21 protein-coding genes are annotated in these 24,808 nt (G+C 68.4%); 8 read left to right on the top strand and 13 right to left on the bottom strand.

The window, feature by feature from the left end:
* The first annotated feature begins 103 nt into the window (after positions 1-103).
* A complete protein-coding gene (locus RQG82_RS18510; protein WP_311260265.1) occupies positions 104-904 on the top strand; it encodes a hypothetical protein in 801 nt (266 codons plus the stop codon).
* Between the two features lie 51 nt (positions 905-955).
* Here RQG82_RS18510 and RQG82_RS18505 read toward each other — a convergent pair whose 3' ends face one another.
* The 7 genes from RQG82_RS18505 to RQG82_RS18475 all read right to left on the bottom strand — a co-directional run bounded on the left by RQG82_RS18505 (position 956) and on the right by RQG82_RS18475 (position 9,645).
* The gene (locus tag RQG82_RS18505; RefSeq protein WP_311260264.1) at positions 956-2,389 is read right to left on the bottom strand and encodes a GH1 family beta-glucosidase; all 1,434 of its coding nucleotides are present in this window, start codon (positions 2,387-2,389) and stop codon (positions 956-958) included.
* On the bottom strand, positions 2,386-4,620 hold the full coding sequence (yicI, locus tag RQG82_RS18500) for an alpha-xylosidase (RefSeq protein ID WP_311260263.1): 2,235 nt from the start codon (positions 4,618-4,620) through the stop codon (positions 2,386-2,388). The genes RQG82_RS18505 and yicI overlap by 4 nt, the downstream gene beginning before the upstream one ends.
* Positions 4,620-5,507: a carbohydrate ABC transporter permease gene (locus tag RQG82_RS18495; RefSeq protein ID WP_311260262.1), complete on the bottom strand. Its 888-nt coding sequence runs from the start codon at positions 5,505-5,507 to the stop codon at positions 4,620-4,622. The genes yicI and RQG82_RS18495 overlap by 1 nt, the downstream gene beginning before the upstream one ends.
* On the bottom strand, positions 5,507-6,472 hold the full coding sequence (locus tag RQG82_RS18490; RefSeq protein WP_140038630.1) for a carbohydrate ABC transporter permease: 966 nt from the start codon (positions 6,470-6,472) through the stop codon (positions 5,507-5,509). Before RQG82_RS18490 ends, RQG82_RS18495 begins: the two co-directional genes overlap by 1 nt.
* A 58-nt stretch (positions 6,473-6,530) precedes the next feature.
* Complete coding sequence (locus RQG82_RS18485; protein ID WP_311260261.1) at positions 6,531-7,838, bottom strand: extracellular solute-binding protein; 1,308 nt, start codon at positions 7,836-7,838, stop codon at positions 6,531-6,533.
* Between the two features lie 124 nt (positions 7,839-7,962).
* Positions 7,963-8,976: a LacI family DNA-binding transcriptional regulator gene (locus RQG82_RS18480; RefSeq protein ID WP_311260260.1), complete on the bottom strand. Its 1,014-nt coding sequence runs from the start codon at positions 8,974-8,976 to the stop codon at positions 7,963-7,965.
* A gap of 210 nt (positions 8,977-9,186) precedes the next feature.
* On the bottom strand, positions 9,187-9,645 hold the full coding sequence (locus RQG82_RS18475) for a GNAT family N-acetyltransferase (RefSeq protein WP_311260259.1): 459 nt from the start codon (positions 9,643-9,645) through the stop codon (positions 9,187-9,189).
* Positions 9,646-9,824: 179 nt separating this feature from the next.
* Here RQG82_RS18475 and RQG82_RS18470 point away from each other — a divergent pair, with 179 nt between their 5' ends.
* Complete coding sequence (locus tag RQG82_RS18470; RefSeq protein ID WP_311260332.1) at positions 9,825-12,044, top strand: NADP-dependent isocitrate dehydrogenase; 2,220 nt, start codon at positions 9,825-9,827, stop codon at positions 12,042-12,044.
* A gap of 124 nt (positions 12,045-12,168) precedes the next feature.
* Here the strand turns inward: RQG82_RS18470 and RQG82_RS18465 are convergent, their stop codons facing one another.
* Positions 12,169-13,689 carry a L,D-transpeptidase family protein gene (locus RQG82_RS18465; RefSeq protein WP_396653638.1) on the bottom strand — a complete coding sequence of 507 codons (1,521 nt, stop codon included), beginning with the start codon at positions 13,687-13,689 and terminating at the stop codon, positions 12,169-12,171.
* A gap of 96 nt (positions 13,690-13,785) precedes the next feature.
* Positions 13,786-14,193, bottom strand: coding sequence for a RidA family protein (locus tag RQG82_RS18460; RefSeq protein WP_140036438.1), 408 nt, complete (start codon positions 14,191-14,193; stop codon positions 13,786-13,788).
* A gap of 25 nt (positions 14,194-14,218) precedes the next feature.
* On the opposite strand from RQG82_RS18460, the gene RQG82_RS18455 reads away from it, so the two are divergent.
* The 5 genes from RQG82_RS18455 (at position 14,219) to nagB (ending at position 21,744) form a co-directional block, all read left to right on the top strand.
* Complete coding sequence (locus RQG82_RS18455; protein ID WP_311260257.1) at positions 14,219-15,436, top strand: alanine racemase; 1,218 nt, start codon at positions 14,219-14,221, stop codon at positions 15,434-15,436.
* Positions 15,427-18,681, top strand: a complete 3,255-nt coding sequence (locus RQG82_RS18450; protein WP_311260256.1) for a family 20 glycosylhydrolase — start codon at positions 15,427-15,429, stop codon at positions 18,679-18,681. Before RQG82_RS18455 ends, RQG82_RS18450 begins: the two co-directional genes overlap by 10 nt.
* A 79-nt stretch (positions 18,682-18,760) precedes the next feature.
* Positions 18,761-19,948 carry an ROK family transcriptional regulator gene (locus tag RQG82_RS18445; protein WP_311260255.1) on the top strand — a complete coding sequence of 396 codons (1,188 nt, stop codon included), beginning with the start codon at positions 18,761-18,763 and terminating at the stop codon, positions 19,946-19,948.
* A 58-nt stretch (positions 19,949-20,006) separates the two neighbouring features.
* On the top strand, positions 20,007-20,972 hold the full coding sequence (locus RQG82_RS18440) for an ROK family protein (RefSeq protein ID WP_311260254.1): 966 nt from the start codon (positions 20,007-20,009) through the stop codon (positions 20,970-20,972).
* The gene (gene nagB, locus RQG82_RS18435; protein ID WP_311260253.1) at positions 20,965-21,744 is read left to right on the top strand and encodes a glucosamine-6-phosphate deaminase; all 780 of its coding nucleotides are present in this window, start codon (positions 20,965-20,967) and stop codon (positions 21,742-21,744) included. The genes RQG82_RS18440 and nagB overlap by 8 nt, the downstream gene beginning before the upstream one ends.
* Positions 21,745-21,756: 12 nt before the next feature.
* Here nagB and RQG82_RS18430 read toward each other — a convergent pair whose 3' ends face one another.
* Genes RQG82_RS18430 through RQG82_RS18415 form a run of 4 tightly spaced genes read right to left on the bottom strand, consistent with a single transcriptional unit; the run spans position 21,757 to position 24,450 of the window.
* Positions 21,757-22,164 (bottom strand): NUDIX domain-containing protein, encoded by a 408-nt coding sequence (locus RQG82_RS18430; protein ID WP_311260252.1) that lies wholly within the window; start codon positions 22,162-22,164, stop codon positions 21,757-21,759.
* Positions 22,157-23,521 carry an FAD-linked oxidase C-terminal domain-containing protein gene (locus RQG82_RS18425; protein ID WP_311260251.1) on the bottom strand — a complete coding sequence of 455 codons (1,365 nt, stop codon included), beginning with the start codon at positions 23,519-23,521 and terminating at the stop codon, positions 22,157-22,159. Before RQG82_RS18425 ends, RQG82_RS18430 begins: the two co-directional genes overlap by 8 nt.
* Positions 23,518-23,889: a YrdB family protein gene (locus tag RQG82_RS18420; RefSeq protein ID WP_311260250.1), complete on the bottom strand. Its 372-nt coding sequence runs from the start codon at positions 23,887-23,889 to the stop codon at positions 23,518-23,520. Before RQG82_RS18420 ends, RQG82_RS18425 begins: the two co-directional genes overlap by 4 nt.
* A gap of 30 nt (positions 23,890-23,919) precedes the next feature.
* Positions 23,920-24,450, bottom strand: a complete 531-nt coding sequence (locus RQG82_RS18415) for a hypothetical protein (protein WP_311260249.1) — start codon at positions 24,448-24,450, stop codon at positions 23,920-23,922.
* Positions 24,451-24,522: 72 nt separating this feature from the next.
* Here RQG82_RS18415 and RQG82_RS18410 point away from each other — a divergent pair.
* The coding region (locus tag RQG82_RS18410; protein ID WP_311260248.1) for a hypothetical protein at positions 24,523-24,808 on the top strand (286 nt) is incomplete at its 3' end.

Genomic DNA, 24,808 nt, shown 5'->3' with positions numbered 1-24,808 from the left:
AGGCCACGACCGATCATCGGTCGTGGCCTCGGTCGTTCGGCGCGGAGACGGCGAAGGCGGAGACGGCGGAGCGGTGAGGCGTCGGCCTGGGTAGCATCGAAGTATGGATCCGTTGCTGCTCGCCGTCGAGTTGTGGTGGATCGCGCCCGTCGCGGCAGGAGGGGTCGCCGCCGGTGCGGTCGGGTTCCGTCGTCGCAGCACGAGGAGCGGTCGCCGACTCGAGTACGACGCGGCTCGGCACGACCTCAGGGCCGCCCGGCAGGCGGCGGTCGAACGACGGATGGCCGCGAAGCTCGCCAGGGCCGATGTCGTGCGCATCTCGGCTGAACGCAGCGCTCGGCGCGCGACCCAGGAACAGGTCGCCGGTGCCAAGCGGATGCTGCGCGCCAAGGAGAACGACGCCAAGGCCGCCGCGGCAGACGTCCGCGCGAAGCAGGTGCGCCTCAGCGCCGCGCGCGCGGCCATCCCCGCGGCATCCGCACCCCGCCCTTTGGAGCGCCTGCAGGCGCAGCATGAGGCGATCGTGGTGCGCTGGATGAGCTACGAGACCGATGCAGGCCTGCAGATCGCGTACCCGGCGATGACCGATGTCAGACAGCCCGCCACAGCCGCGTATCTTCGGGCGGCAGCGCACGCGGTCGAGATGCGCCGTGCCGCCACCGGGCGGGTCAGCGCCGAGGACTTCGCCGCCTACCGCGATGCCGTCGCCGACCTCGAGCGCGCCTTCGAGGCGGCCGAGCACGCCGCGAGAGTGCAGGCAGGAGAGACGCCGTCAGCGTCGAGCTGGCAGGACGCCGCGCAGGATGTGTTCAGCCGATCCGCTGAGGCGATAGATCGTGCCGCAGGCGCCGCCGCCTCGGCCATCGCAGCGTGGAACGAGCGCAAGCGTCCGGGCAAGCGCTGAGCGCCGCCTCCACGGGTGGAGACGGCGCTCGACGGTCGCACAGACGGTCTCTCAGCCTTGGATCGTCCGCGACGCGATCAGCTGCGCGTACCAGTGCCCCGAGTCCTTGACGGTGCGGTCGAGCGAGTCGAAGTCCACGCGCACGATGCCGAACCTCTTGGCATAGCCATAACCCCACTCGAAGTTGTCGAGCAGCGACCACACGAAGTAGCCCCGCAGGTCGACACCGCGCTGGATCGCACGATGAGCGGCGGTGAAGTGCCGTCGCAGGTAGTCGGTGCGCTCGGGATCCGGCACTGAGCCGTCCTCTGCGACCTCGTCATCGAACGCGGCGCCGTTCTCGGTGACCATCAGCGGCTGGGCGGGGAACTGCTCCGACAGCGAGACGAGCAGCTCTTCGAGCCCCTCGGGTGCGATGTTCCACCCCATCGCCGTGTAGGGCCCCGGCTGCTCGACGAACTCGACCAGCTGATCGCTGCCCGGCCACGCCGTGCCTCCCGCCGTGCCCTTGTGTCCGTCGTTCTGCTGCTTCTCGGAGACCCCGTCCCACAACCGCACTGTCGCCGTGGAGTAGTAGTTCACTCCGAGCACATCGATCGGCTGATTGACGGTGGCGAGGTCGCCGTCGTGCACGAACGACCAGTCCGTGACCGAGGCCGTGTCGTCGAGGAGGTCTGCGGGGTACTCCCCACGCAGCATCGGATGCGTGAACGCGCGGTTCGCGAGAGCGTCGATCCGCCGCATGGCCTCATCCGCACCATCGCCGATGCCACGCAGCACATGGAAGTTCAGCGTCACCGAGTAGTCGGGGTCGCCGGTCGACGTGGCTCGGAGCGCCTGGATCGCGCGCCCGTGCGCGAGGTTCAGATGGTGCACGGCGGCCAGAGCGGACGCCGGCTCGTGCCGGCCCGGCGCGTGACCGCCCTGCCCGTATCCCAGATAGGCCGAGCACCAGGGCTCGTTGAGCGTCGTCCAGGTGTGCACCCGGTCGCCGAGCGCCGCGCCCATGATCGATGCGTATCGCTCGAAGGCGTCGGTCGTCGACCGAGAGGTCCACCCGCCTGCGTCTTCGAGGTACTGGGGGAGGTCCCAGTGATAGAGGGTCGCCACGGGTCGGATGCCGCGCTTGAGCAGCCCATCGACGAGACGCGAGTAGACGTCGATGCCCGCCTGGTTGATGCCGCCGTCTGCCGTGGGCACGATCCGCGGCCAGGCGATCGAGAAACGGTACGCCTGCAGTCCGAGATCCGACATCAGATCGAGGTCCTCGTCGACGCGGTGGTAGTGATCGCACGCCACGTCGCCGGTGTCGCCGTTCCACACCTTGCCCGGTGTCCTGCTGAACGTGTCCCAGATCGACGGCGTCCGGCCGTCTTCATCGGCCGCGCCCTCGATCTGGTACGAGGCGGTCGCCGATCCGAATGTGAAGCCCTCGGGCAGGACGAGCCCGGATCCGCGGTAGTCGTCGGCGGGGGAGAGAGTCACCGGGTTACCTCCGTCAGGTCGGCTTCGTAGATCTTCTCACGGCCGTCCGGGCTCGTCACGGTCACGGATGCCGAGCCCGATCCGCCGGGGAACACCCGCAGTCGAAGGCCGTCGTGATAGTCGTAGTCGGGTCTGTCGGTGCGCGCTCCCCAGGGGAGCACGGTGCCGGGGCGCACATACAGCGGGAGCGAGTCGAACGCGTGGGTCTCTCGGCGCCAGCCGCCACCCGAGATCGTCTCGCCGCTGAGCAGCGACGTCCACTCGCCCTCCGGCAGATAGAACTCCACGGTTCCGTCTCCCGAGAAGACAGGCGCGACGAGCAGGTCGGTGCCGAGCATGTACTGCCGGTCGAGGTAGCCGACGGCCGGGTCGTCGGGGAACTCCAGCTGCATCGGCCGCATCACGGGCAGACCGGTTCGCGATGCGATGATGCCCTGCTGATACAGGTACGGCATCAACTGCATCTTGAGGTGCGTGAATCGCCTCGTCACATCGACGGCCTCCTCGTCGAATGCCCACGGCACCCGGTACGAGCTCGATCCGTGGAAGCGCGAGTGCGAGCCGAGCAGGCCGAAGGCCGTCCAGCGCTTGAACACACCGGCATCCGGAGTGCCCTCGAACCCGCCGATGTCGTGGCTCCAGAAGGCGAAGCCGCTGAGCGCGAGCGAGAGCCCGCCGCGCAGGGTCTCGGCCATCGACGCGTAGGTCGACGTCGAGTCGCCGCCCCAGTGCACCGGCATGCTCTGCCCGCCGGCGGTCGCCGAGCGGGCGAACAGCACGGCGTCGTCGGCGCCTCGCGCCTCGACGAGCACATCGTGCACCGCGCGGTTGTAGAGATCGGTGTACAGGTTGTGCATGCGCTCGGGGTCGGAGCCGTCGGCCCAGACCACCTCGGTGGGGATGCGTTCGCCGAAGTCGGTCTTGAAGCAGTCCACGCCCTGCGCGATGAGGGCGCGGAGCTTCGCCTGGTACCAGGCGGTCGCCTCAGGGTTGGTGAAGTCGACGAGTCCCATCCCCGCCTGCCAGAGATCCCACTGCCAGACCGACCCGTCGGGGCGCACCACGAGGTAGCCCTGATCGGCCGCCTCACGGAAGAGGGGAGAGCGCTGCGCGATGTACGGGTTGATCCAGACGCAGACGCGCAGGTCCTTGTCGTGCAGTCGCGAGAGCATGCCCTCGGGGTCGGGGAAGACTCGGGAATCCCAGACGAAGTCGGTCCAGTTGAACTCGCGCATCCAGAAGCAGTCGAAGTGGAACACCGACACCGGCAGCTCACGCGCCGCCATCTCGTCTATGAAGGAGTTGACGGTCTTCTCGTCGTAGTCGGTCGTGAAGCTCGTCGACAGCCAGAGCCCGTACGACCAGGCCGGCACCACGGGCGGTCGTCCGGTGAGAGCGGTGTAGCGTCCCAGGACATCCTTCGGCGTCGGACCAGCGATGACGAAGTACTCGAGCACCTCGCCGGAGACGGAGAACTGCACGCGCTCGACCGACTCCGATCCGATCTCGTACGACACGTGGCCGGGGTCGTTCACGAGCACGCCGTAGCCGCGATTCGACAGGTGGAACGGGATGCTCTTGTACGCCTGCTCGCTGGAGGTGCCGCCGTCGGCGTTCCAGATGTCGACCGACTGACCGTTCTTCACCAGCGGTCCGAAGCGCTCGCCGAGACCGTAGATCAGTTCGCCGACGCCGAGGTCGAGCTGCTCGTGCACGAAGACGGACCCGTGCGGGGTCGAGCCGCCCTGGCGTGCGTTGTCGACGATGCCGGCGTCGACCTGCGCGTCGGCGGTGAGTCGCACGTATCCCTGGGCCTTGTGCCCGCTTCCGGTCACACGTCTGCCGTCGACCTCGAAAGCGAGGCCCCAGGGTGCACCCTGCGTGATCCGCGCGACGAGCGAACCCGCGTCGAGGACGCCCCCCGACTCGGTGACGGACACGGATGCCACTCCGGATCCTGCCCCGGGCAGGCCGAACCCGCCGTGCCAGCGACCTCCTTCGTGGTGCGCGATGCGGACGCGAACCACTCCTTCGGCGGGCGATGAGAGCGTGGTCGTCAGCACGGGGCGGTTCAGGGTGTCGCCGCGTTTGGCGATGACCATGGTGGGCGCCGTGATGACGATGCCGGCTCCGTCGGGGGTGTCGTGGGTCTCGGCGATGTCGTAGGCCTCCTGCGCGTAGAGCGCGGTGACGCCTGGACGCAGCTGCCAGAACCCGTCGGTGAACTTCATTACTTGACTGCTCCTGCCGTGATGCCGCGTGTGAGGGTGCGCTGGAAGATGAGGAAGAAGATGAGCGTGGGGATGATGCCGAGCAGCGCGGACGCGCTCGTGGTGGTGACGTCCATGAGCCGGTCGCCCTGAAGCACGCTGATCGCCACGGGGACCGTCTGGTTCGCGTTCGATGCGAGGAAGGTCAGCGGGATCAGGAACTCGTTCCACGTCCAGATGAAGAAGAAGATGAGCAGCACCGACAGGGTCGGGCGGCTGATCGGGAAGACGATCCGCCAGAGGATCTGCCAGCGACTCGCACCGTCGATGGATGCCGCTTCGAGGATCTCCTTGGGGAACGTGCCGTAGACCGACGACAGCAGATAGGTGCCGAAAGCCGCCTGGATGACCGTGAAGACGATGATCACCGACCACACATTGTCGTACAGGCCGACGGACTTGAACATGTAGTAGAGGGGGTAGAGCAGCGCCTCCTGCGGCAGCAGGTTGGCGAGCAGGAACAGCAGCACGATCCAGCTGCGCCCACGGACACGGCCGATGCCGATCGCGAAGGCGTTGAGCATCGAGATCGCGACGGCCAGCACCGAGACGATGCCGGCGATGAAGATCGAGTTCCACACCTTCTCGGGGAAGTTCACGCGCTCCCAGAACTTGATGATCCCGCCGAAGTCGAGGGTCTCGGGGAAGGCGAGGGGGCCTGAGGTCGCGTAGTCGACCGGGGACTTGAACGAGTTGACCAGCACGAGGTAGAACGGCGCGATGACGAGCAGCGCGCCGATCACGACGAGTGCGAGCATGAGCCAGTCGATGGGGCGCTTCTTCGTCATTCCGCCGCGAGGGCGTGTCTGGGACGGCTTGCCGGTGACGATGGCGGTGGTGGCGTGCATCAGAGACCCGCCCTTTCCTTGCGCTCGAGCGAGTTCTGCACGCGGATGAAGATGATCGACACGATCACCACGACGATGGTCAGCACGGTGGCGATGGTCGCGCCATAGCCGACGTTCCGCTTCGTGAAGAACTCCTGATAGGCGTAGTACGCGGGCACCAGGGTGGCGCCCGCGGGGCCGCCGCGCGTGATGATGTACACGGGGCCGAAGACCTTGAGGGCGGCGATGGTGCAGGTGAGCGTCACGACGAAGATCTCCGGGCGGATGATGCTCATCGTGATCGCGGTGAAACGCTGGAACCAGTTCGCGCCGTCGAGTTCGGCGGCTTCGTACAGCTCGGGATCGACGCGCTGGAGCGCCGCCATGAAGACGACGACGGGGTAGCCGAGCTGCACCCACACCATCACGACCATGAGAACGATGAGGGCTGACGGCATCTGGCCGAGCCAGTCGTAGGCGGGGATGCCGAACCATCCGAGGATCTGGTTGAGCGCACCGTCGCCACCCGGCCGGACGATCCAGCCGATCACGATGCCGGCGACGGCGATGGGCAGGATCTGGGGGAGGTAGTAGGTCGCGCGCAGGAAGCTGCCGACCTTGCCGCCGAACTTGCGTCCGACGACGTCGAACAGCAGCGCGGCGACGATCAGGCCGACGATCGTCGGCACCACGACCATGGCGATGATCATCCAGACGGAGTTCGTGAACGAGGTCCAGAAGTCGCTGTCGGTGAGGATCTTCTGCCAGTTCTCGAGGCCGATGAACTCGGGTGCGCGCACGCCCTTCCACTTGGTGAAGGTCAGATAGACGTTCCAGATCAGCGGGACGATGACGACGACGAGCAGCAGCACGAAGCCGGGGAGCAGGTACAACCAGTAGGCCCCGGTTCCGCCGCTGCGCTGCGGGATCGACGGCTCTTCGGGCGGCAGCTTCGTGCGGCCCTCGCGGCGAGTGACGAGTGACATGTTCATCTCCAGGAGGATGCGGGGGCGACGCCGTGCGGTCGTCGCCCCCGCGGGCGGATCAACGGAATTCGGAGGTGCCCTCGTCGTACTGCTCGCCGAGGTTCGTGTTGGTGGTCTCCGCGTCCTGCGTGTCGGTGATCAGGCCCTGGAGCTCCTGCACGATCACGTCGTAGAAGCCGGGAGCGGGCCAATCCGGGTAGAACGCGAGTCCGTCGGCATCGAGCACGCCGTTGAACGTCTCGATCAGCGCAGCGCTCTTCTCGTCGGTGATGTCGGCGGTGTCGGCTGCGACCGGAAGGCCGCCGTTGTTGCCGATGATCGCCTGGATCTCGGGACGCATCGTGATGTCGATGAACTCGTAGGCGAGCTCCTTGTTCGCCGCGTTCTCGGGCACGACCCAGAGGTTGCCGGACGAGCCGAGCGACAGGTCTGCGCCGGGGAATGCGGTCATCGTCCAGTCGAAGCCGGTCGCCTCTGAGACGAAGCGACCGAACCACCATGAGCCCGACACGAAGATCGGCGAGGTGCCGTTGATGAACGAGACGCCGGCGTCTTCGGCCTTGACCGAGGAGACGTCCGAGGCGATGTATCCCTTGTCGACGTACTCCTTGAGCGTCTCGGACGCGGCGGTGACCTCCGGGCCCTGCCAGTCGACCTCGCCGTCGTACAGCTGATAGGAGTCGACGAAGTCGCGGTCGCCCTCGAGCAGCGCGAGCTGGTACCAGAGCTGTCCGAGGGGGTACTCGGCGCCGGCCTCGGCGAGCGGGGTGACGCCCTGCGCGACGAAGGCGTCGAGGACGTCGACGAACTCGTCGTAGGTGGTGGGGATCTCCAGCCCCGCCGCGGCGAAGGCATCCTCGTTGTAGTAGACGCCGACGAACTCGCCGTAGTTCGGAACGCCGAACCAGGTGTCGCCGCCCATGACGCCGTCATCGGAGTACTTCGCGGTGGTCTGGAGCGAGGGGGCGAGCTTCTCGGCCCATCCGTACTCCTCGACGGCGTCTGAGATGTCGGTGATCAGCCCGGTGGAGGCCAGGAATCCCGCCGTCGCGTTGCCCTTGTTGAATTCCATGAGGTCGGGTGCCGCGTCGGTGTCGAGCACCTGGCTGGCCGTCTTCTGGATCTGCTCGAAGGACTTCTCCTCGAACTCGACGGTCGCTCCGGTCTCCTCTTCGAAGATCGCGATCGCCTCGGCCCAGGCCTTGCCCATGGCGCTGTCCGCGCCCTCGTAATGCCAGAGCTTGAGGGTGTCTCCGTCGCCGCCCTCGTCTGCCGAACCGGCGGTGCAGCCGCTCAGCGCGATGCCTGTCGCGGTGAGCGCGGCGAGAGCCGCCAGCGTCTTCGTCCTGCGTGTGGTGCGTGCCATCGTCGGCACTCCTTTCTCAGTGGCCCTGGGGCCGGACACTTCAGTGGGTCGGGTGTTCAGTTGTGATGAGGCAGTCGTCGAAGCGTTTCGATGACCGCGATGCGGCGGCGTTCTCCGCGGGCGGTCACTCCCGTGCGGGAGCGACCGATCCGGCGGAGTGGTACTCGGGAGGGATGAGATGGATCTGGGCGGGCGCGCCCGGTTCTTCCAGGTGCCGCACGGCGAGATCGACGGCGAGCTCGCACGACTTCTGCGGAATGAGCGGGATCGTGTCGATCGGAACCGCGAGCGAGGACGTGTCGAACGACGCGGCGGCCGAGATCACCGACACGTCCTCTCCCACCGACAGCCCGTGGGCCGCGAGCGTCTCGAGGAGGGCTTCGTGGACATCGCCGACGGCGTGCACGATGAACGCGCGCACGCCCCGGCTCAGCGCCAGCTCGGCGGCGGCGCGCACGGCTGAGGCGTCGGTCGTCGTGTCGCCGGTCGTCGCCCAGTCGAGGTCGACTCCCCGCTGGGCGGCCCTGTCCTGCACGCCGAGGAGCAGTCGTCGGGGGAAGTTCGACTTCCGATACGAGACGGCGGTCTGCCCGAGCAGTGTCACGGAGGTGTGCCCGGCATCGGCCAGTCGATCCACGGCGAGATGCCCGGCGCCTTCGAAGTCGAGGTCGACACAGGTCAGACCGTGCGCGTCGTCCGGGATTCCGATGAAGACGGTCGGCGAGCGCAGGGATCGGGCGATCTCCGCTCTCTCGTCGTCCGGCGCCACATCGAGCACGAGGATGGCGTCGACGAGGTTGCTCGCGGCGACGCGGTTCATCCCCTCGGAGGCCTGCTCGTCGGTCAGGAGGAGGATGTCGTAGCCACGGCGACGGGCGGCGACGGCTGTCGCGAGCACGAAGGCCATGTGCGTGGGGGCGTGCGTGTCGGCACGGAGCGGCTCGGTGAGTCCGAAGATCTGTGTGCGGCGGCCGGCCAGCATCCGTGCTCCGGCATCGGGCTCGTAGCCGAGTGTCTGCACAGCGTCTTCGATGCGTCGACGCGTCTTCTCCGAGACCGGGCGCTTGCCGCTGAGCGCGTAGGAGACCGTGCTGATCGACACTCCGGCGGCCTCGGCCACCTCGTGAATCGTCGTCATCAGGACTCCATCGTCGCTATCGGTGCATCGTCGAAGCGTTTCGCTTGTGCTTCCGAAAGCGATGATAGACAGAGTCGGACTCCGCGCGCAACCCTTTTGTGGTCAGCCGCAACAAATTCGTGCTCAAGGCTTCGGGAGCGATCCCATCACATCACCTGACAGGGCGACGAGGCCTCGATGGGGGAGGGGATTCGAGACCCCGCCGCCGGTCTACGAAGTGATGCGGATCTGGGCGATGACCTCGGAGTACTCGGTCTCGCCGACCGGGGTGAACCCGACGCGAAGGAAGAACGCCTCCGGGCCGTCTTCTCCGGCCTCATAGATGACGTTGACGTGGTCGAAGCCGCGATCGCGGGCCTCTTCGAGCAGGCTCTCGACCGCGAAGCGGCCGACGCCCTTGCCCTGGCCCTCGGCGTCGACGTTGATGCGCCACAGCACCGAGCGGAAGTGCTCCTCCGGCGCCTCGGCGTCGAAGTTCGCGCTGACGAACCCGACGACCTGGTCGTCTTCGAGGACGACCCGCTGCCAAGAGGTCTGCGGGTTGATGACAGTCGCCGCGATGCCGTAGGACACCGGAGCGAGGAACTGCTCCTGTCCGGGCTTGAGCGACAGGTTGTTCACGGCGACGATCGTCGCAGCTGAGAGTTCGACCATGCGCAGTTCGGACATAGTCACAGGCTAGCCCCTCGGCGGGTCCCCGCGCAGAAACCTCGACTTTCGTCAGGGGTGCACTGACCCAGAATGCCGGAAGTCGATGTCGGCCCCTCCTCGCGGCGAACGTGCGCCGGGAGCGCCTCAGGTATCTTGGTATCGAGACAAATATGCCCTCGCGAACGGAGAACCTCCTGGTGACCGACGACGCCATCATCTACACCCACACGGACGAGGCTCCGGCTCTCGCCACGGCTTCCTTCCTGCCGATCATCAAGGCCTACACGGGACAGGCGGGTATCGAGGTCGAGACCCGCGACATCTCGCTCGGCGGACGCATCCTCGCCGCATTCCCGCAGAAGCTCGCGCCCGAGCAGCAGGTCGGCGACTCTCTCGCCGAACTCGGCGGACTGGCGACGCTCCCCGAGGCGAACATCATCAAGCTGCCGAACATCTCGGCCTCGATCCCGCAGCTCAAGGGCGCGATCGCCGAGCTGCAGTCGCAGGGATACGACATCCCCGACTTCCCGGACGAGCCGACCTCCCTCGAGGAGAAGGACGTCCGCGCACGCTACGACCGCATCAAGGGCTCCGCGGTCAACCCCGTGCTGCGCGAGGGCAACAGCGACCGCCGAGCGCCGCTGGCCGTCAAGAACTATGCCAAGAAGCACCCGCACCGCAACAAGCCGTTCGCAGAGGGCTCGAAGACCCGCGTCGCGACGCTCGGTCACGACGACTTCAAGCACAACGAGCGCTCCTGGGTCGCCGCACACGACGACGTCCTGAGCTTCCGTCACACCGCCGCTGACGGCACCGTGACGATCCTCAAGGAGGGGCTGAAGGTTCTCCCGCGCGAGATCATCGACGCCACGTTCCTGTCGGCTGCGCACCTCGACGGCTTCCTCGCGGAGACGCTCGAGACGGCGAAGAACGACGACATCCTCTACTCGGTGCACCTCAAGGCCACGATGATGAAGGTCAGCGACCCGATCATCTTCGGCCATGTCGTGCGCGTGTTCTTCAAGGATGTGTTCGCTCAGTACGGTGACAAGCTCGCTGAGGCGGGTCTCAACCCGAACGACGGTCTCGGCTCGATCCTCTCGGGTCTCGGCGCCGTCGCCGGCGGCGAAGAGATCGCCGCGGCCTTCGACCGCGCGCTCGCCGAGGGACCGCGCGTCTCGTACGTGAACTCCGACAAGGGCATCACGAACCTGCACGTGCCGAGCGACGTGATCGTCGACGCCTCCATGCCCGCGCTCGTCCGCAACGGCGGCAAGCTGTGGGGCGCGGACGGCGGCGAAGCCGACACCCTCGCGGTCATCCCCGACTCCTCGTACGCGAGCGTCTACCAGGCCGTCATCGACGACGTGATCGCGAACGGACCGCTCGACCCCGCCACGATCGGAACCGTTCCGAACGTCGGTCTCATGGCCCAGGCCGCCGAGGAGTACGGCAGCCACGACAAGACCTTCGAGATCGCCGCTCCCGGCACGGTGCAGGTCCTCGACAGCGAGGGCACCGTGCTGATCGAGCACGAGGTCGGCGCCGGCGACATCTGGCGCGCGACCCAGACGAAGCACATCCCGGTCATGGACTGGGTCAAGCTGGCCGTCACGCGTGCTCGTGCGTCTGGTTCGCCTGCGGTGTTCTGGCTCGACGCGAACCGCTCGCACGATGCCCAGATCATCGCCAAGGTGCACCAGGGTCTCGCGACGCTCGACACCAAGGGCCTCACGATCACGATCCTCGCCCCCGAGGAGGCCACCCGCTACACGCTGGCGCGCATGCGTCACGGCCTCGACACCATCTCGGTGACGGGCAACGTGCTGCGTGACTACCTCACCGACCTGTTCCCGATCCTCGAGGTCGGCACCAGCGCCAAGATGCTGTCGATCGTCCCCCTGCTCGCGGGCGGCGGACTGTTCGAGACCGGTGCAGGAGGCTCTGCGCCCAAGCACGTGCAGCAGCTCGTGGAGGAGAACTACCTGCGCTGGGATTCCCTGGGCGAGTTCTTCGCGCTGGCTGCGTCGCTCGAGCACTTCGCAGACCGCACGGGCAACGAGAAGGCGCGCGTCCTCGCGGAGACGCTGGATGCCGCGACCGGCACCTTCCTCGAAGAGGACCGCTCGCCCGGTCGCGCCCTCGGCACGATCGACAACCGCGGAAGCCACTTCTATCTGGGGCTGTACTGGGCTCAGGAGCTCGCGGCTCAGAAGAAGGACTCCGAGCTCGCAGCGTCGTTCGCCCCGATCGCCGCCACGCTCGCGGAGAACGAGGAGAAGATCGTCTCCGAGCTCAACGCAGTGCAGGGCAAGCCCGTCGAGATCGGCGGCTACTACCGCCCCGACGACGCACTGGTCGAAGCCGTCATGCGTCCGTCCGCGACGCTGAACGGCATCGTCGACGCGCTGATCTGACAAGGATCAACGACAGGAGGGGCCGGATGCGCAAGCATCCGGCCCCTCCTTCGTCGTTCTCCCGAACACGGAAACCGTGGCCTTCAGAGCCGGCGATACGCCGGCTCAGTCGGGGGAGCGAGGGTCAGTAGTGGACCGACACCTCGAGGCCGACGGGCGACCATTCGTAGACGTACTTGGCGACGTCGATCGGCATGTTCACGCAGCCGTGGCTGCGCGGGTTGCCGAAGTCGTTGTGCCAGTAGGTGCCGTGGAAGCCCTCGTCGCCGTTGAAGTACGTGACCCAGGGGACGTTCGGCGTCTCGGTGATCGACCCGTCCGGCTCGCGGCTCTTCATCGTCTGCTCGCGAACATGCGCGTAGACCCTGAAGTTGCCGGTGTCGGTCGGCGTCGCGCTCTTACCCGAGGAGATCGCCCACGAACGCACGACGGCGCCGTTCTCGATGAGGGTCGCCGTCTGAGAACTCAGGTCGACATCGATCTTGCGCACCAGGTTGACCGATTCGAACGGGGTCTCTGCGACCTCGATCGGGAAGACGCCGTCGCCGGCCTCGAGCTTCGCCGCGATGTCCGATGCGAGGTTCGAGGTGTCGCCGATCGCCCGGCCGTTGGTGCCCTCGGCGACGGTGCGAAGCACCTTGCCGGCCGAGTCGACGATGTTCGTCGCGTTGACGGGTGCCCGGTTGACGGCACCGGGAAGGACATCGATGGTCGCCTGGATCGCCGCCTCATCTGCGACGATGCTCAGCTCGCCCTCGTCATCGACGACCGAGAACCAGGTCGAGGCGACGGTCGGGTCGACGGGAACCGTGCGCTCTTCGCCGATGTAGAAGCCGATCGAGCCGAGCATCGTGTTCAGCGAGGTGGCGACGGTCGTGGCGTCTTCATCGGTGACGGCGGGGGCGGCTTCGGCCGGACCGCCGGAGAACTCGAGGCTCTTTCCGCCATCCGCGATCGTGGCGACGATGGCCGCGGTGAGGCCGTCGACGTCGACGGCCGTGCCCGGAGCCGAAGGCGTGATCGCGTAGCCGCCAGCGGCGGCATCGAAGACGACGCCGGCGTCGACCGGGTCTTCGAAGCTCGTCGGCACTGCCTCGCGCAGCGCGGATTCCGCTGTGGCGGGGTCGAGAGTGATGTCGCCGGCGACGGGGTCGCCCATCCATGCGGTGACGTTCCAGAGCGGACGCTCCGCGAAGGCCTGGTCGGCGAGTGCGCTCGCGTCGATCGTGGCGCCGAGGTCGGCTCCCGTCAGCACGATGTCGTCGCCGGCTCCGGTGAGTGTGACCTCGGTCTCGGCGACGTGAGCCTCGATGGTCTCGGCCGCGGCTCCGGGAGTGAGCCAGCCGACGGAGATTCCGGCGACCGTGGTGCCAGGGGCGATCAAGATCATCGATGCGGCGCCTGCGCCGAGTGCCAGGGCTCCCACACCGAGGCCGATCCACAGTCCGAGACGCTTCTTCTTGGGTGCGGGCTCGTTGGGCGCCCAGGCGAGCGTCTGGTCGCTGCTGCTCGGCGGCTGGGAGTCGGTGGGCGCATCGCCGGAATCGGTGGGCGCGACAGACTGCAACTGGTCACCGGAGGCGGTCGCCTCGGTCAGCTTCTCGGTCTTCGCATCCTGCGCTGAGATCAGATCGGTCACGAACATCACCCCCCGGTTTCTCGCGTGTCCTTACCGATATGCTACGCGATCGCGTATAACGGGGAGGCAACGGTCCGCGGACCTGTGAATATCTCGATCGCGTCAGTCGGTGACGACCGCGAGACCGTCGATCTCGACGAGCATCTCTTCACGCGGGAGGCCGGTGAAGACGGTGGTGCGCGACGGCAGGATGCCGCTGGTCGTGTGCGCGGTCACGAAGGCGCCGTATGCGTCGTTCATGATCGCGAAATCCTCGCGCTTGGTCAGGTACACCCGCAGCATCACGACATCGTCGAAGGTCGCGCCCGAGGCCTCGACGATCGCCTTGACGTTCTCCAGGGTGCGGGTGGTCTGAGCCGCGACATCGCCCGGGAAGAGATATTCGTTCGTCTGGGGATCGACGGGACCCTGACCGGAGACCTGCACGATCGGGCCCTTCCGGATGCCCTGCGAGAAGGTGTGGGCGGGGGCGGGGGCGGCGTCGGTCGACACTCGGATCTTCGCGGTCATGAGGCCAGCCTAGTAGCCTTGTTAGATGCCTCTACAAATCCCGGATCCTGTTCTCGGCACCTGGGCGAAGGGTTTCCCCTCGCGATCCGCGGGGCTCCGACTCTCGGAGGTCGCCGGGGCGGGTCTGCACCTGTCCGACCTCGTTACTCCGGTTCTTACGGTGCATGAGGCCGCGCTCACGCACAACGAATCGACCGTCTTCGCGTGGGCGGCGGAACAGGGCGTCCTCCTCGCGCCGCATGGCAAGACGACGATGGCTCCGGCTCTCTGGCAGCGGCTGCTCGACGCGGGGGCGTGGGGCATCTCGGTCGCGACGCCGTGGCAGGCCGAGGTCGCCGTCGAGGCGGGGGTCTCCACCGTGCTCATCGCGAACTCGGTCACAGACGGCACAGCCGCGCGTCATCTCGGCGAACTGCTCGCGGCGGATCGCGATCTCCGGATCCTGTGCTGGGCGGACTCCGTCGACACCGTCGGCATCCTCGCCGACGCCCTCAGGGGCGCTGACCGCCCGCTCGACGTGCTCGTCGAACTCGGTGGCAGCGGAGGCCGCACCGGTGCGCGCAGCGTGGAGGAGGGTGAGCGCATCGCGCAGGCGATCCTCGCGGCACCCGGTCTGCGGCTCGCCGGCGTCACGGGATACGAGGGGCCGTTCGGCCCCGACCGGGAAGACGCATCGGTCGCGGCGGTCGACGAGTACCTGTCGACGCTGGTCGAACTGCATCGTCGTCTCGCGTACCCGACCGATGTCCGCCCCGTGCTCAGCGCCGGGGGCAGCGCCTTTCCCGACCGGGCCGCGGCGATACTGGCCCCGCATCGTGGGGATGCCGACATCGTGCTGCGATCAGGGGCGTTCCAGATCCATGACGACGGCTTCTATTCGCGCCTGTCTCCGTTCGGCCCGCTGACATCCACGGAGCCGCTGCGGTCGGCCATGCACGCCTGGTCGCGCGTCGTCTCTCATCCCGAGCGGGGACTCGCGCTCCTGGACGCGGGGCGGCGCGACGTGCCGTTCGATCTCGATCTGCCCGTGCCCCAGTCGGTCGCAGGGCGGATCACCGCTCTGAACGATCAGCACGCGTTCCTCGACCTCGCAGACGGGGCGGATGTCGCCGTCGGCGACGTCGTGCGCCTCGGGCTGTCGCACCCGTGCACGGCCTTCGACAAGTGGCGCGTGGTCGCGATCATCGACGACCCTGATGCCGCGGATCCGCGTGTGATCGGGGCGGTGGCGACATGCTTCTGAGCGCGGAGAAGCCGGTGCGGGTGTACCGAGGTGCCACGGTGGTCGACGGCACCGGCGCCGAGAGGTTCGTCGCCGATGTCGCCGTCGAGGGATCGCGCATCGTGGCGGTGATCCGTGAGGGCGACGAGAGCATTCTGGAGCTGCCGGCGGATGCGGTCGAGATCGCCGCCACGGGGCTGGTCCTGGCGCCCGGCTTCATAGACATGCACGCGCACAGCGAACTGGCCGTGCTGCAGGGAGCCGCGCACGACGCCAAGATCCTGCAAGGCGTCACGACAGAGGTGCTCGGCCAGGACGGACTCGGCTACGCACCGCTCGACGATGCTGCAGCAGCCGTGATCCCCGCTCAGATCGCAGGCTGGAACGGCACGCCATCCGCAGTTCCCTGGCGCTCGATGGGTGACCTGCTCGCCGCGATCGACGAGGTGTCGGTGGGCAATGCTGCCGTCCTGGTGCCCCAGGGCAACCTGCGGATGATGGTGGTGGGTCACGAGAACCGCGCGGCGACAGCCGAGGAGATCGCCGCGATGTCCGACATCCTCGGGGAGGCGCTCGACGCGGGAGCGTTCGGGATGTCGAGTGGGCTGACCTACACGCCCGGCATGTACGCCGACACCGCCGAGCTGGAGGCGCTCTGTCGTGTCGTCGCCGAGCGTGGTGGATACTGGGCGCCGCACACCCGAAGCTACGGCGGGGGAGCCCTCGACGCCTATCGTGAGGCGCTCGACATCGGCCGCCGCACGGGGTGTCCGATCCATCTGACGCACGCGACGATGAACTTCGCGCCGAACCGCGGGCGCGCGGCGGAGCTGCTGGCGCTCGTCGACGAGGCACTCGACGACGGCGTCGACGTCACTCTCGACACCTACCCCTACCTTCCCGGCGCCACGACGCTGGCGGCGCTGCTTCCGAGCAGGCTCGCCGAGAGCGGGGACCTGCTGGCGACCATCGCCGCCCTCGACGAGGCAGGCCGCGAGGCCGTGCGCATCGAGCTCGAGGAGATCGGCTGCGACGGGTTCCACGGCGAACGCGCCGACTGGTCGACGATCCAGATCTCCGGCACCTCCTCGCCCGACCTCGCAGACCTCGTCGGGCGCACGGTCGACGAGATCGCGTCGTCGTCGGGCAGACGCGCCGTCGACGTCGTGCTCGACACGATCCTCGCGGACGGCGGCGCGACCGGCATCCTGATGCACATCGGCGACGAGGACAACGTCCGCGCGATCATGCGGCACCCGCGGCACTGCGGCGGCAGCGACGGGATCCTGATCGGCGCGCGACCGCACCCGCGGGGCCGGGGAACCTTCCCCCGTTATCTCGGGCACTACGTGCGCGAGCTCGGGGTCCTCTCGCTCGAACAGGCAGTCCGGCATCTGTCCGGCACGCCGGCGAAGCGACTGGGTCTCGACCGGGGCGACGCACCACGAGGCGTGATCCGCGAGGGAGCGACGGCCGACCTGGTGCTGTTCGATCCCGAGACCATCTCGGCGGGGGCGACCTTCGACGCACCGCACCGGGGGCCGATCGGGATCGACGAGGTGCTCGTCGGCGGAGTGCCTGTGGTCGTCGCGGGGCGCGCGTCAGGCGCGACACCGGGGCGTGCTCTGACGATGGCACCCGCTGCCCATCGCGCGCCCGTCCCGAACATCCGCTCAGTGATCGACCCGGCTGTCGAACCCTTCGACTGGACGGCTGGCACCCCCGTCATGGCTCCAGACGCACTCGCCCCGAGCACATCCCGTCTGGGCGGCCCTCGCGAGGCTCCGGACTCGACCCCCGCGATCACCCTGCGCATCGACGAGTCGCTCGCCGACGAGCCGTTCGCCCGAGAGCGCGTCGGCGAAGAAGCCTTCCGGGTGAGGGTCGACGCCCGCGGGATCGAGGTCGCGGGCGCCGGCCCGGCAGGTGTGTTCCGTGGTGTCACCCTGCTGCGGCAGCTGCGCGAACCGGGCGCAGAACATGCTCGCATCCCGGCGGGCGTCTGGGAGTCTGCACCCGCCTACACCTGGCGGGGAGTGATGCTCGACGTCGCGCGGCACTTCCGCCCCGTCGATGATCTCGAGCGGCTTGTCGACCTGATGGCCGATCATCACCTCACGCACCTGCACCTTCATCTCACCGACGACCAGGGATGGCGCTTCGAGGTGCCGGGATTCCCGCGTCTGACCGAAGTGGGCGCTCGCCGCGAGGAGACGCAGCTGGGCCACGGGCCTCACGCGACGGTCGAGGCCGGTGTGCACGAGGGGTACTACACGGATGCCGAGCTGCGCGGCCTGGTCGCCTACGCCGCCGAGAGATTCGTGACGCTCGTGCCGGAGGTCGAGCTGCCGGGACACATCCAGGCGGGTCTCGCCGCCTATCCCGAGCTCGGCAACACCGACGTCGGCGAGCCTGTCGTCGTTCCGTGGTCGCGTTTCGGCGTGAACCCGCGGACTCTCGCCCCGACGGACGACGCTCTCGCCTTCGGGCGAGCAGCGATCGACGCGCTGTGCGATCTCTTCGATTCTCCGTGGATCGGCATCGGCGGTGACGAGGTGCCGGTGACCGAGTGGGCGCAGAGCGCCGCTGCGCGCGAACGGATGCGCGAGCTCGGTCTCGCGACTCCCCATGACGTGCAGCCGTGGTTCACGGAGCAGTTCGCGGCACACGTCCGCACCCGCGGACGCACTGCCCTCGCCTGGGACGAGGTGCTCGAGGGCGAAGTCCCCGAGGGCGTGCAGGTCCTCGCGTGGCGGGGCCCTGTCGCCATGCGGGAGGCGCTGCGGCGCGGCATCCCCGTGATCGCGTGTCCCGACCTCGAGGTGTATCTCGACTATCCGCAGTCGGAGTCGGGGGAGGAGCCGATCAGGGTCGGGCCGCCGCTGCCGATCGAGCGCGCATACGCGCTGCGCGTCGAGGACGGCGCGTCAGGCGGGCAGGCCAACGTGTGGACCGAGCACCTCCCCACGGGAGATCGTGTCGACTTCGCGATGTTCCCCCGCATCGCGGCGATCGCCGAGCGGCTGTGGGACGGCGGCGAACCTCCGCCGTATGAGGGGTTCGCCCGCAGGCTTCCGACCCACCTCAGACGCCTCGCCGAGTCGGGGGTGCGGTATCGTCCTCTCGACGGTCCGACGCCGGCACAGAGGCGTCCTGGAGTGCCGGGAAAGCCCCTCACTCGTGAGGCGCGGCAGGAGATCGTGGCCGGCCTCGTGGAGCGCCTGTCGGGGTCTCAAGGCACCGCCGACGGGGTACTCTCGGCATAATGTAACGTTTCCGTAACCCTCCCTGTGCTAACTGTGGCAGGGGTTGCGAAATTTTTGTTCGTAAGGTCTACTAACAAACATGTCCGTATCGGATGGATCGCGTCCTTCGACGTCGCCAGATTACGTCGCCGCGAGCGCACACGCCTTCGGCCCCGGGCGCCACCTGCGCTCGCGATCGAAGGTGCTCCCGGAGCACGCTCGCGGCCACAACCGCGCTCTCGTTCTGCAGACTCTCTATCACTCGGGCGCGATGAGCCGGGCTGACCTCTCGCGAGAGACCGGCCTGACGCGAGTCACCATCTCGGACCTCGTCGCCGAGTTCATCGCCGACGGCATCGTCGTCGAGATGGGAGTGCGCGAGACGGTCGGACCGGGCAAGCCTCCGATCCTCATCGACATCGACCGTGTCGGTCATCAGATCATCGGGCTCGATCTCTCGGGCCCCCATGCGTTCGTCGGCGCTCTGCTCAGTCTCGACGGTGACGTGCTCGAGCGCCGCGAAGTGCCGCGACCCGAGAACGCAGACGGCGACGCCGCCTACGCCGCCACCCTCGAGCTGGCACGCGCGCTCGCCGAGACGGCCACGCAGCCGATCCTCGGCGTCGGAATCGGCAGCCCGGGTGTCGTGCGCCCTGACGGCGTCGTGCTCAGCTCGCCGAACCTGGGGTGGAGCAACCTGCCTCTCGAGGCGAAGCTCGGCATCGATCTCGATCTGCCGGTGCTCGTGCGCAACGACGCCAACGCCGCCGTGCTCGCCGAATACACGTTCGGCGAGGCGAAGGCCGACTTCATGCTCATCAAGATCGGTCGAGGAGTCGGCGCAGGAGTCATCACCGGCAGCCAGCCGCTTCTCGGCAGCCGCTTCGCCGCGGGCGAGATCGGGCACGTCGTCGTCGGCACAGACGGCGGACCCCGCTGTGCGTGCGGCAAGGACGGCTGCCTCGAAGCCTGGTTGAGCGAGACGCGACTCCGCCCCGCCATCGCGGCCGCTCCCGAGTCGCGTGACGAGATCCTCCGCGACGCCGGCACCCGCATGGGCATCGCGATAGCCCCGATCGTGGCGGCCCTGGATCTGTCCGAAGTCGTGCTCTCGGGGCCGGAAGACCTGCTCGACGGTGTGCTGATCGACGCTGCGGTCGAGACCCTGCACGCACGCACGCTCGAGGGCGTCTTCGAGGATGCGCTCATCCGTCGCACCCACCAGGACGACATCGTGCTGCGCGGCGCCGCGGTGATGGTTCTCTCCAGCCAGCTGGGCGTCTCGTGAGCCGCGTCTGCGGAAGCTCCCGCGGCCTCGACCCGAAGACGAGCAGGAGCGCCATCCGATGACGGATGCGATCACCGTCGGCCTGTCCGGTCGGCCCATTCGAGTGGGCCTGGACGTCGGCGGAACCAAGATCGACGCCGTCGCGGTGTCGCCCGACGGAGAGGTCCTGGCCCGCCTGCGTCGCCCGACCGGATGGGGCGAGGAGGCGGTCGTGGTCAGCATCCTCGACGCCGTCGACGCGCTCTCCGTCGAAGGGGGATTCCCCCGCTCCGCCGTCGAATCGGTGGGCGTCGGCATCCCCGGGCTCGTCGACGCGGACACCGGCCGAGTCCTCCATGCCGTGAACCTCGGCGTCGAGTCGCTGGATCTCGCCGGTCGCGCCGGTCGACAGCTGGGAATCCCGGTGCGCGTCGAGAACGACGTGAAGGCGGCTGCGCTCGGTGCCGCCGTGCTGCGCGGCATCGACGGCTCGATGGCCTATCTGAACCTCGGCACCGGTGTCGCTGCCGGCATCGTCGTCGACGGCACGATCTGGCGTGGCTCGCGGGGAACCGCCGGCGAGGTCGGTCACCTCTCGGTCGACCCGAACGGACGGCTCTGCGGCTGCGGGCAGCGCGGGTGCATCGAGACCTTCTGCGGCGGTGGCGCCCTCGCCCGTGCCTGGGATCGGCCGGGGGCATTGCCGGTGCGCGACATCCTCGACGCGGCCGATGCGGGCGACGAGCGTGCCGCCGGTCTGCGCGCCGACCTGTTCCACGGGGCAGCAGCGGCGGTGCGGGCCCTCGTGCTCTCGGCAGACGTCGAACGGGTGATCATCGGCGGTGGCCTCACCTCGCTCGGGGAGAGACTCTTCGCCGGCGTCCGCAGCGCCCTCCAGGTCGGCGCCGAGGCCTCGCCCTTCATGCGTTCGCTGCACCTGGACGACAGGATCGAACTGCTCCCTGCCGGCTCTCCCGCCGCGGCCTTCGGGGCAGCGGTCGTCGGCGCAACCACCCCCTCTAAGGAGATCGTTTCCCATGGCTGAAGTCGTCATCGTCGAGAACGCAGAAGCAGCAGGTGCTCTGGTCGCCGCCGAGATCGTCGAGCTGATCGACGGGCGTCCGGATGCCGTGCTCGGCCTCGCCACCGGCTCGACGCCTCTCCCCGTGTACAAGGCGCTGCGCGAGAAGCTCGCGGGTCGCGATGTCTCGCGGGTGCGCGGTTTCGCCCTGGACGAGTACGTGGGACTCGACCCGGCGCATCCCGAGAGCTACCGCTCGGTCATCACCCGCGAGGTCGTGGAGCCCCTCGGGCTCGACCCGCGCCGGATCCACGTGCCCAATGGCGCACAGGACACGATCCAGCACGCGGGCGACGACTACGAGACCGCCATCGAGGCGGCCGGAGGAGTGGACCTGCAGATCCTCGGCATAGGCACCGACGGGCACATCGGATTCAATGAGCCGGGGTCGTCGTTCGCCTCGCGGACCCGCGTCAAGACGCTCACCGTGCAGACGCGCGAAGACAACGCGCGCTTCTTCGACTCGATCGACGACGTGCCGAAGCACTGCATCACACAGGGGCTGGGAACGATCCTGCGTGCGCGTCACCTCGTGCTGCTCGCCTTCGGCGAGGGCAAGGCCCAGGCGGTCGCGAACGCCGTCGAGGGGCCGCTGTCGGCCATCCTTCCCGGTTCGGCCATCCAGCTGCATCCGCACGCCACGGTCGTGGTCGACGAGGCCGCCGCGTCGCGCCTCAGGCTCGCCGATTACTACCGCTACACCTACGCCAACAAGCCGAGCTGGCAGGGCATCTGATCCGATCGGCGCTCAGCGCCGCGTCGCGGGCCATGCGAGCGGCAGCAGGTGCTCGAGGCTGAGCGGTGCCAGCGGCAGCGTCTCGGCGTCGGCGGGGGTGATCCATCGCAGCTCGGCGAGCTCGGCCTGCACCACCACCTCTGCGGCCGCGATGGAGACCGAGAACGCCTCGGCCACGACCCGGTGACCCGGCTCGTTCGCCGCTTCGGAGACGAATATGCCGAGGGGTTCGAGATCGGCCTCGTCCAGTCGCAGGCCGAGCTCTTCGTGCAGCTCGCGGATCAGCGTCTGCGACGGCGTCTCGCCGGGCTCCGGTTTGCCGCCGGGCTGCATGAAGCGCGTCGTGCCCTGTTTGCGCACCACCAGCACCCTGCCGGCGTCGTCGACGATGACCGCCGCGCTGACGTGGATGTCAGGCATCGGGTGCGAAGACCTTGCCGGGGTTCAGGATGCCGAGCGGGTCGAACACCCGGGTGATCTGGCGCTGCAGTTCCCACTGGTCGTCTCCGAGCTCGTCGGCCAGCCACCGGCTCTTCAGCGTTCCGATCCCGTGCTCGCCGGTCAGCGTGCCACCGAGCGCGATCGCGGCCCGGAAGAGCTCGTCTGCGGCCGCCCAGACCTCAGCGGGGGGCTCGGTGCCCTCGAAGATGAAGTTCGGATGCAGGTTTCCGTCGCCCGCGTGCGCCACCGTGGGAATGGTCATCGAGTAGGCCTTCTCGATGCGGGCGATCTCGTCGAACATCGCGGGCATCGCGCTGCGAGGCACCGACACGTCTTCGATGAGGGTCGTGCCGAGAGCGGACATGGCAGGGTGCATGGCGCGGCGGATCGCCAGCAGACGCTCGCCCTCGTCTCGGTCGTGTGAGACCTGAGTCGCACCGTGGTGAGCGGTCAGGATCTCGGCGATCGTCGTCGCTTCGGAGACGGCGGCCGGGCCATCCGTCTGAATCGTCAGCTGCGCGCTTCCGGCTGCGGGGGAGGGCAGCTCCAGGAGGGCGGCGACAGCGGCGAGGCTGGCGGAGTCCATCAGCTCCATGATCGCCGGCTGCACACCGGAGGCGGTGACGGCGGCGGATGCGGATGCCGCCGTGCGCACGTCGGGGAAGATCGCCGTCACCGTGCACGTGGTTCCCTCGACGAGTCGGCGAAGCTTCAGCGTGGCGCCCACGACCACGCCGAGAGTGCCTTCCGAGCCGATCACGAGCGAGGTGAGGTCGAGTCCCGTCACGCCCTTGACGCTGCGGTGGCCGAGGCGCATCAGACGGCCGTCTGCGAGCACCAGGTCGACCCCGAGGACCGCGTCTTTCACGACGCCGTACTTCGCGCAGAGCAGCCCGCCTGCTCCGGTGGCGATGTTGCCGCCGACGGTCGAGATCGCACGGCTGGCGGGGTCGGGGGCCCACCAGAGTCCGTGCTCTGCGAGCACGTCGTTGAGGTCGGAGTTGAGGATGCCGGGTTCGACGACGGCGAGCAGGTCGTCTGCTCGGATCTCGTGGATCGCGGTCATGCGGCGCGTGGAGAGGACGATCTCTCCCTCTCCGCCGTTCGCCGCGCCGGCGAGGCCGGTGCCAGCCCCGCGCACCACGATCGGAGTGGCCGTCCGGGTGGCGATGCGCATCACGGTCTGCACATGTTCCACGGTCTCGGCATGCACGACCGCGAGCGGCCGACCTGGAGCCGCGTGCCCTGATCGATCGGCGCGGGCTTCTTCGAGGATCGCGGCTTCGGTGTCGACGATGTCGCCGAGTGCCGCGACGAGCTGGTCGAGAGCGCTCATCGGATGCGACGCCGCCCGCTCACCACGCCGGCGCCGACAGCGACCACGGCGAAGGCGGTGCCGATGATCGGCTGATCCATGAGCCACCATGCGATCGTGACGCCGACGTAGATCAGCAGCTCGACGACCACCCGCAGGAACGGGTGCAGACGCAGCACGGGCCGCGGGGAGAGGAAGAGGGCCCAGACCAGGATCACGACGACGGGAGCTCCGATGCCGATGATGACGTTCCACGGGAACGGCCACATGGCGAATCCCCACAGCGCGAGCGTGCCCACGGCGACGATCAGGACCACCGATCGGACGATGTCGAGGGGAGTGATGTTCGGGCGGTCGACGCCGGGGACGGAGGCGGGATCCTGGGACATGGATCCAGTCTATTCGCCGCCGATGGCGGGTCAGAGCGCGGGGACGGCCTCGTCTGCGGCGGGTACGGCCTCGTCGGCTGCGGGCGCAGTCTCGTCGACGGATGCGGGTGCTTCTGTCGGAGCCGGAGCCTCGACCGGGGCGGGCGCTTCCACCGGGGCCGGAGTTTCGACGGGTGCGGGCGCTTCGGCCGGAGCCGGAGCCTCGACGGGGGCCGGAGCCTCCTCCACGGGCGCCGGAGCCTCGACCGGGGCCGGAGCCTCTTCAACGGGCGCCTCTTCGGGCGTGCCGGTATCGTCCGGGGCTGCCGGTGCTACCTCGGACGTCGCCTCAGCGGCCTCGTCCGCCGGCGCGTTTTCCGCGAACATGCAGGCGAGGTCGAAGAGCGGCAGGTCACGGATATCCCACAGCTGAGACAGGGTGGTGCTCGTCGCTGTTCCGCTCTCGGTGTCGGTCGTGTAGAAGAAATCGACGGTCGCGTCGCTGCACAGTTCCGAGAGTGTGGGGCGCAGGTCGATGGTTCCGTACCCGAGGGTCGGATCCTCGCCCGTCGGCGTGAGCACCGAAGAATCAGTGCCGCCACCGAGCGCCGCAACAACAGTCGCGCCAGCTGTGCCGGAGACCGCGATCGCGTAGTGAGTGGTGACCAGTCGGCCGTCGAGGAACTCGAACGTGACAGTGGTCCCCGAAACGGTCGGGGTGCCCTGTGGGAGTCCCGGCTCATTCTCCCCGCCGCCGGGGTTTTCTTCTCCGGGGGTTTCGCCGCCGGGGTTCTCTTCACCGGGGTTTTCTTCTCCGGGGGTTTCGCCGCCGGGGTTCTCTTCACCGGGGCTTTCTTCTCCGGGGGTTTCGCCGCCGGGGTTCTCTTCACCGGGGTTTTCTTCTCCGGGGGTTTCGCCGCCGGGGTTCTCTTCACCGGGG

It is taken from the genome of Microbacterium sp. WCS2018Hpa-9 (assembly GCF_031843745.1).
In the GTDB taxonomy this organism is placed as follows: Bacteria; Actinomycetota; Actinomycetes; order Actinomycetales; family Microbacteriaceae; genus Microbacterium.
This window is presented reverse-complemented; position numbering and strand designations above follow the sequence as displayed.

What these genes read in the sequence shown, in the direction of transcription:
- RQG82_RS18510 (WP_311260265.1), top strand. Translation starts at nt 104, where the DNA reads ATGGATCCGTTGCTGCTCGCCGTCGAGTTGTGGTGGATCGCGCCCGTC.
- yicI (WP_311260263.1), bottom strand. Translation starts at nt 4,620, where the DNA reads ATGAAGTTCACCGACGGGTTCTGGCAGCTGCGTCCAGGCGTCACCGCG.
- RQG82_RS18495 (WP_311260262.1), bottom strand. Translation starts at nt 5,507, where the DNA reads ATGCACGCCACCACCGCCATCGTCACCGGCAAGCCGTCCCAGACACGC.
- RQG82_RS18490 (WP_140038630.1), bottom strand. Translation starts at nt 6,472, where the DNA reads ATGTCACTCGTCACTCGCCGCGAGGGCCGCACGAAGCTGCCGCCCGAA.
- RQG82_RS18485 (WP_311260261.1), bottom strand. Translation starts at nt 7,838, where the DNA reads ATGGCACGCACCACACGCAGGACGAAGACGCTGGCGGCTCTCGCCGCG.
- RQG82_RS18480 (WP_311260260.1), bottom strand. Translation starts at nt 8,976, where the DNA reads ATGACGACGATTCACGAGGTGGCCGAGGCCGCCGGAGTGTCGATCAGC.
- RQG82_RS18475 (WP_311260259.1), bottom strand. Translation starts at nt 9,645, where the DNA reads ATGTCCGAACTGCGCATGGTCGAACTCTCAGCTGCGACGATCGTCGCC.
- RQG82_RS18465 (WP_396653638.1), bottom strand. Translation starts at nt 13,689, where the DNA reads ATGTTCGTGACCGATCTGATCTCAGCGCAGGATGCGAAGACCGAGAAG.
- RQG82_RS18460 (WP_140036438.1), bottom strand. Translation starts at nt 14,193, where the DNA reads ATGACCGCGAAGATCCGAGTGTCGACCGACGCCGCCCCCGCCCCCGCC.
- RQG82_RS18455 (WP_311260257.1), top strand. Translation starts at nt 14,219, where the DNA reads ATGCCTCTACAAATCCCGGATCCTGTTCTCGGCACCTGGGCGAAGGGT.
- RQG82_RS18450 (WP_311260256.1), top strand. Translation starts at nt 15,427, where the DNA reads ATGCTTCTGAGCGCGGAGAAGCCGGTGCGGGTGTACCGAGGTGCCACG.
- RQG82_RS18445 (WP_311260255.1), top strand. Translation starts at nt 18,761, where the DNA reads ATGTCCGTATCGGATGGATCGCGTCCTTCGACGTCGCCAGATTACGTC.
- RQG82_RS18440 (WP_311260254.1), top strand. Translation starts at nt 20,007, where the DNA reads ATGACGGATGCGATCACCGTCGGCCTGTCCGGTCGGCCCATTCGAGTG.
- nagB (WP_311260253.1), top strand. Translation starts at nt 20,965, where the DNA reads ATGGCTGAAGTCGTCATCGTCGAGAACGCAGAAGCAGCAGGTGCTCTG.
- RQG82_RS18430 (WP_311260252.1), bottom strand. Translation starts at nt 22,164, where the DNA reads ATGCCTGACATCCACGTCAGCGCGGCGGTCATCGTCGACGACGCCGGC.
- RQG82_RS18425 (WP_311260251.1), bottom strand. Translation starts at nt 23,521, where the DNA reads ATGAGCGCTCTCGACCAGCTCGTCGCGGCACTCGGCGACATCGTCGAC.
- RQG82_RS18420 (WP_311260250.1), bottom strand. Translation starts at nt 23,889, where the DNA reads ATGTCCCAGGATCCCGCCTCCGTCCCCGGCGTCGACCGCCCGAACATC.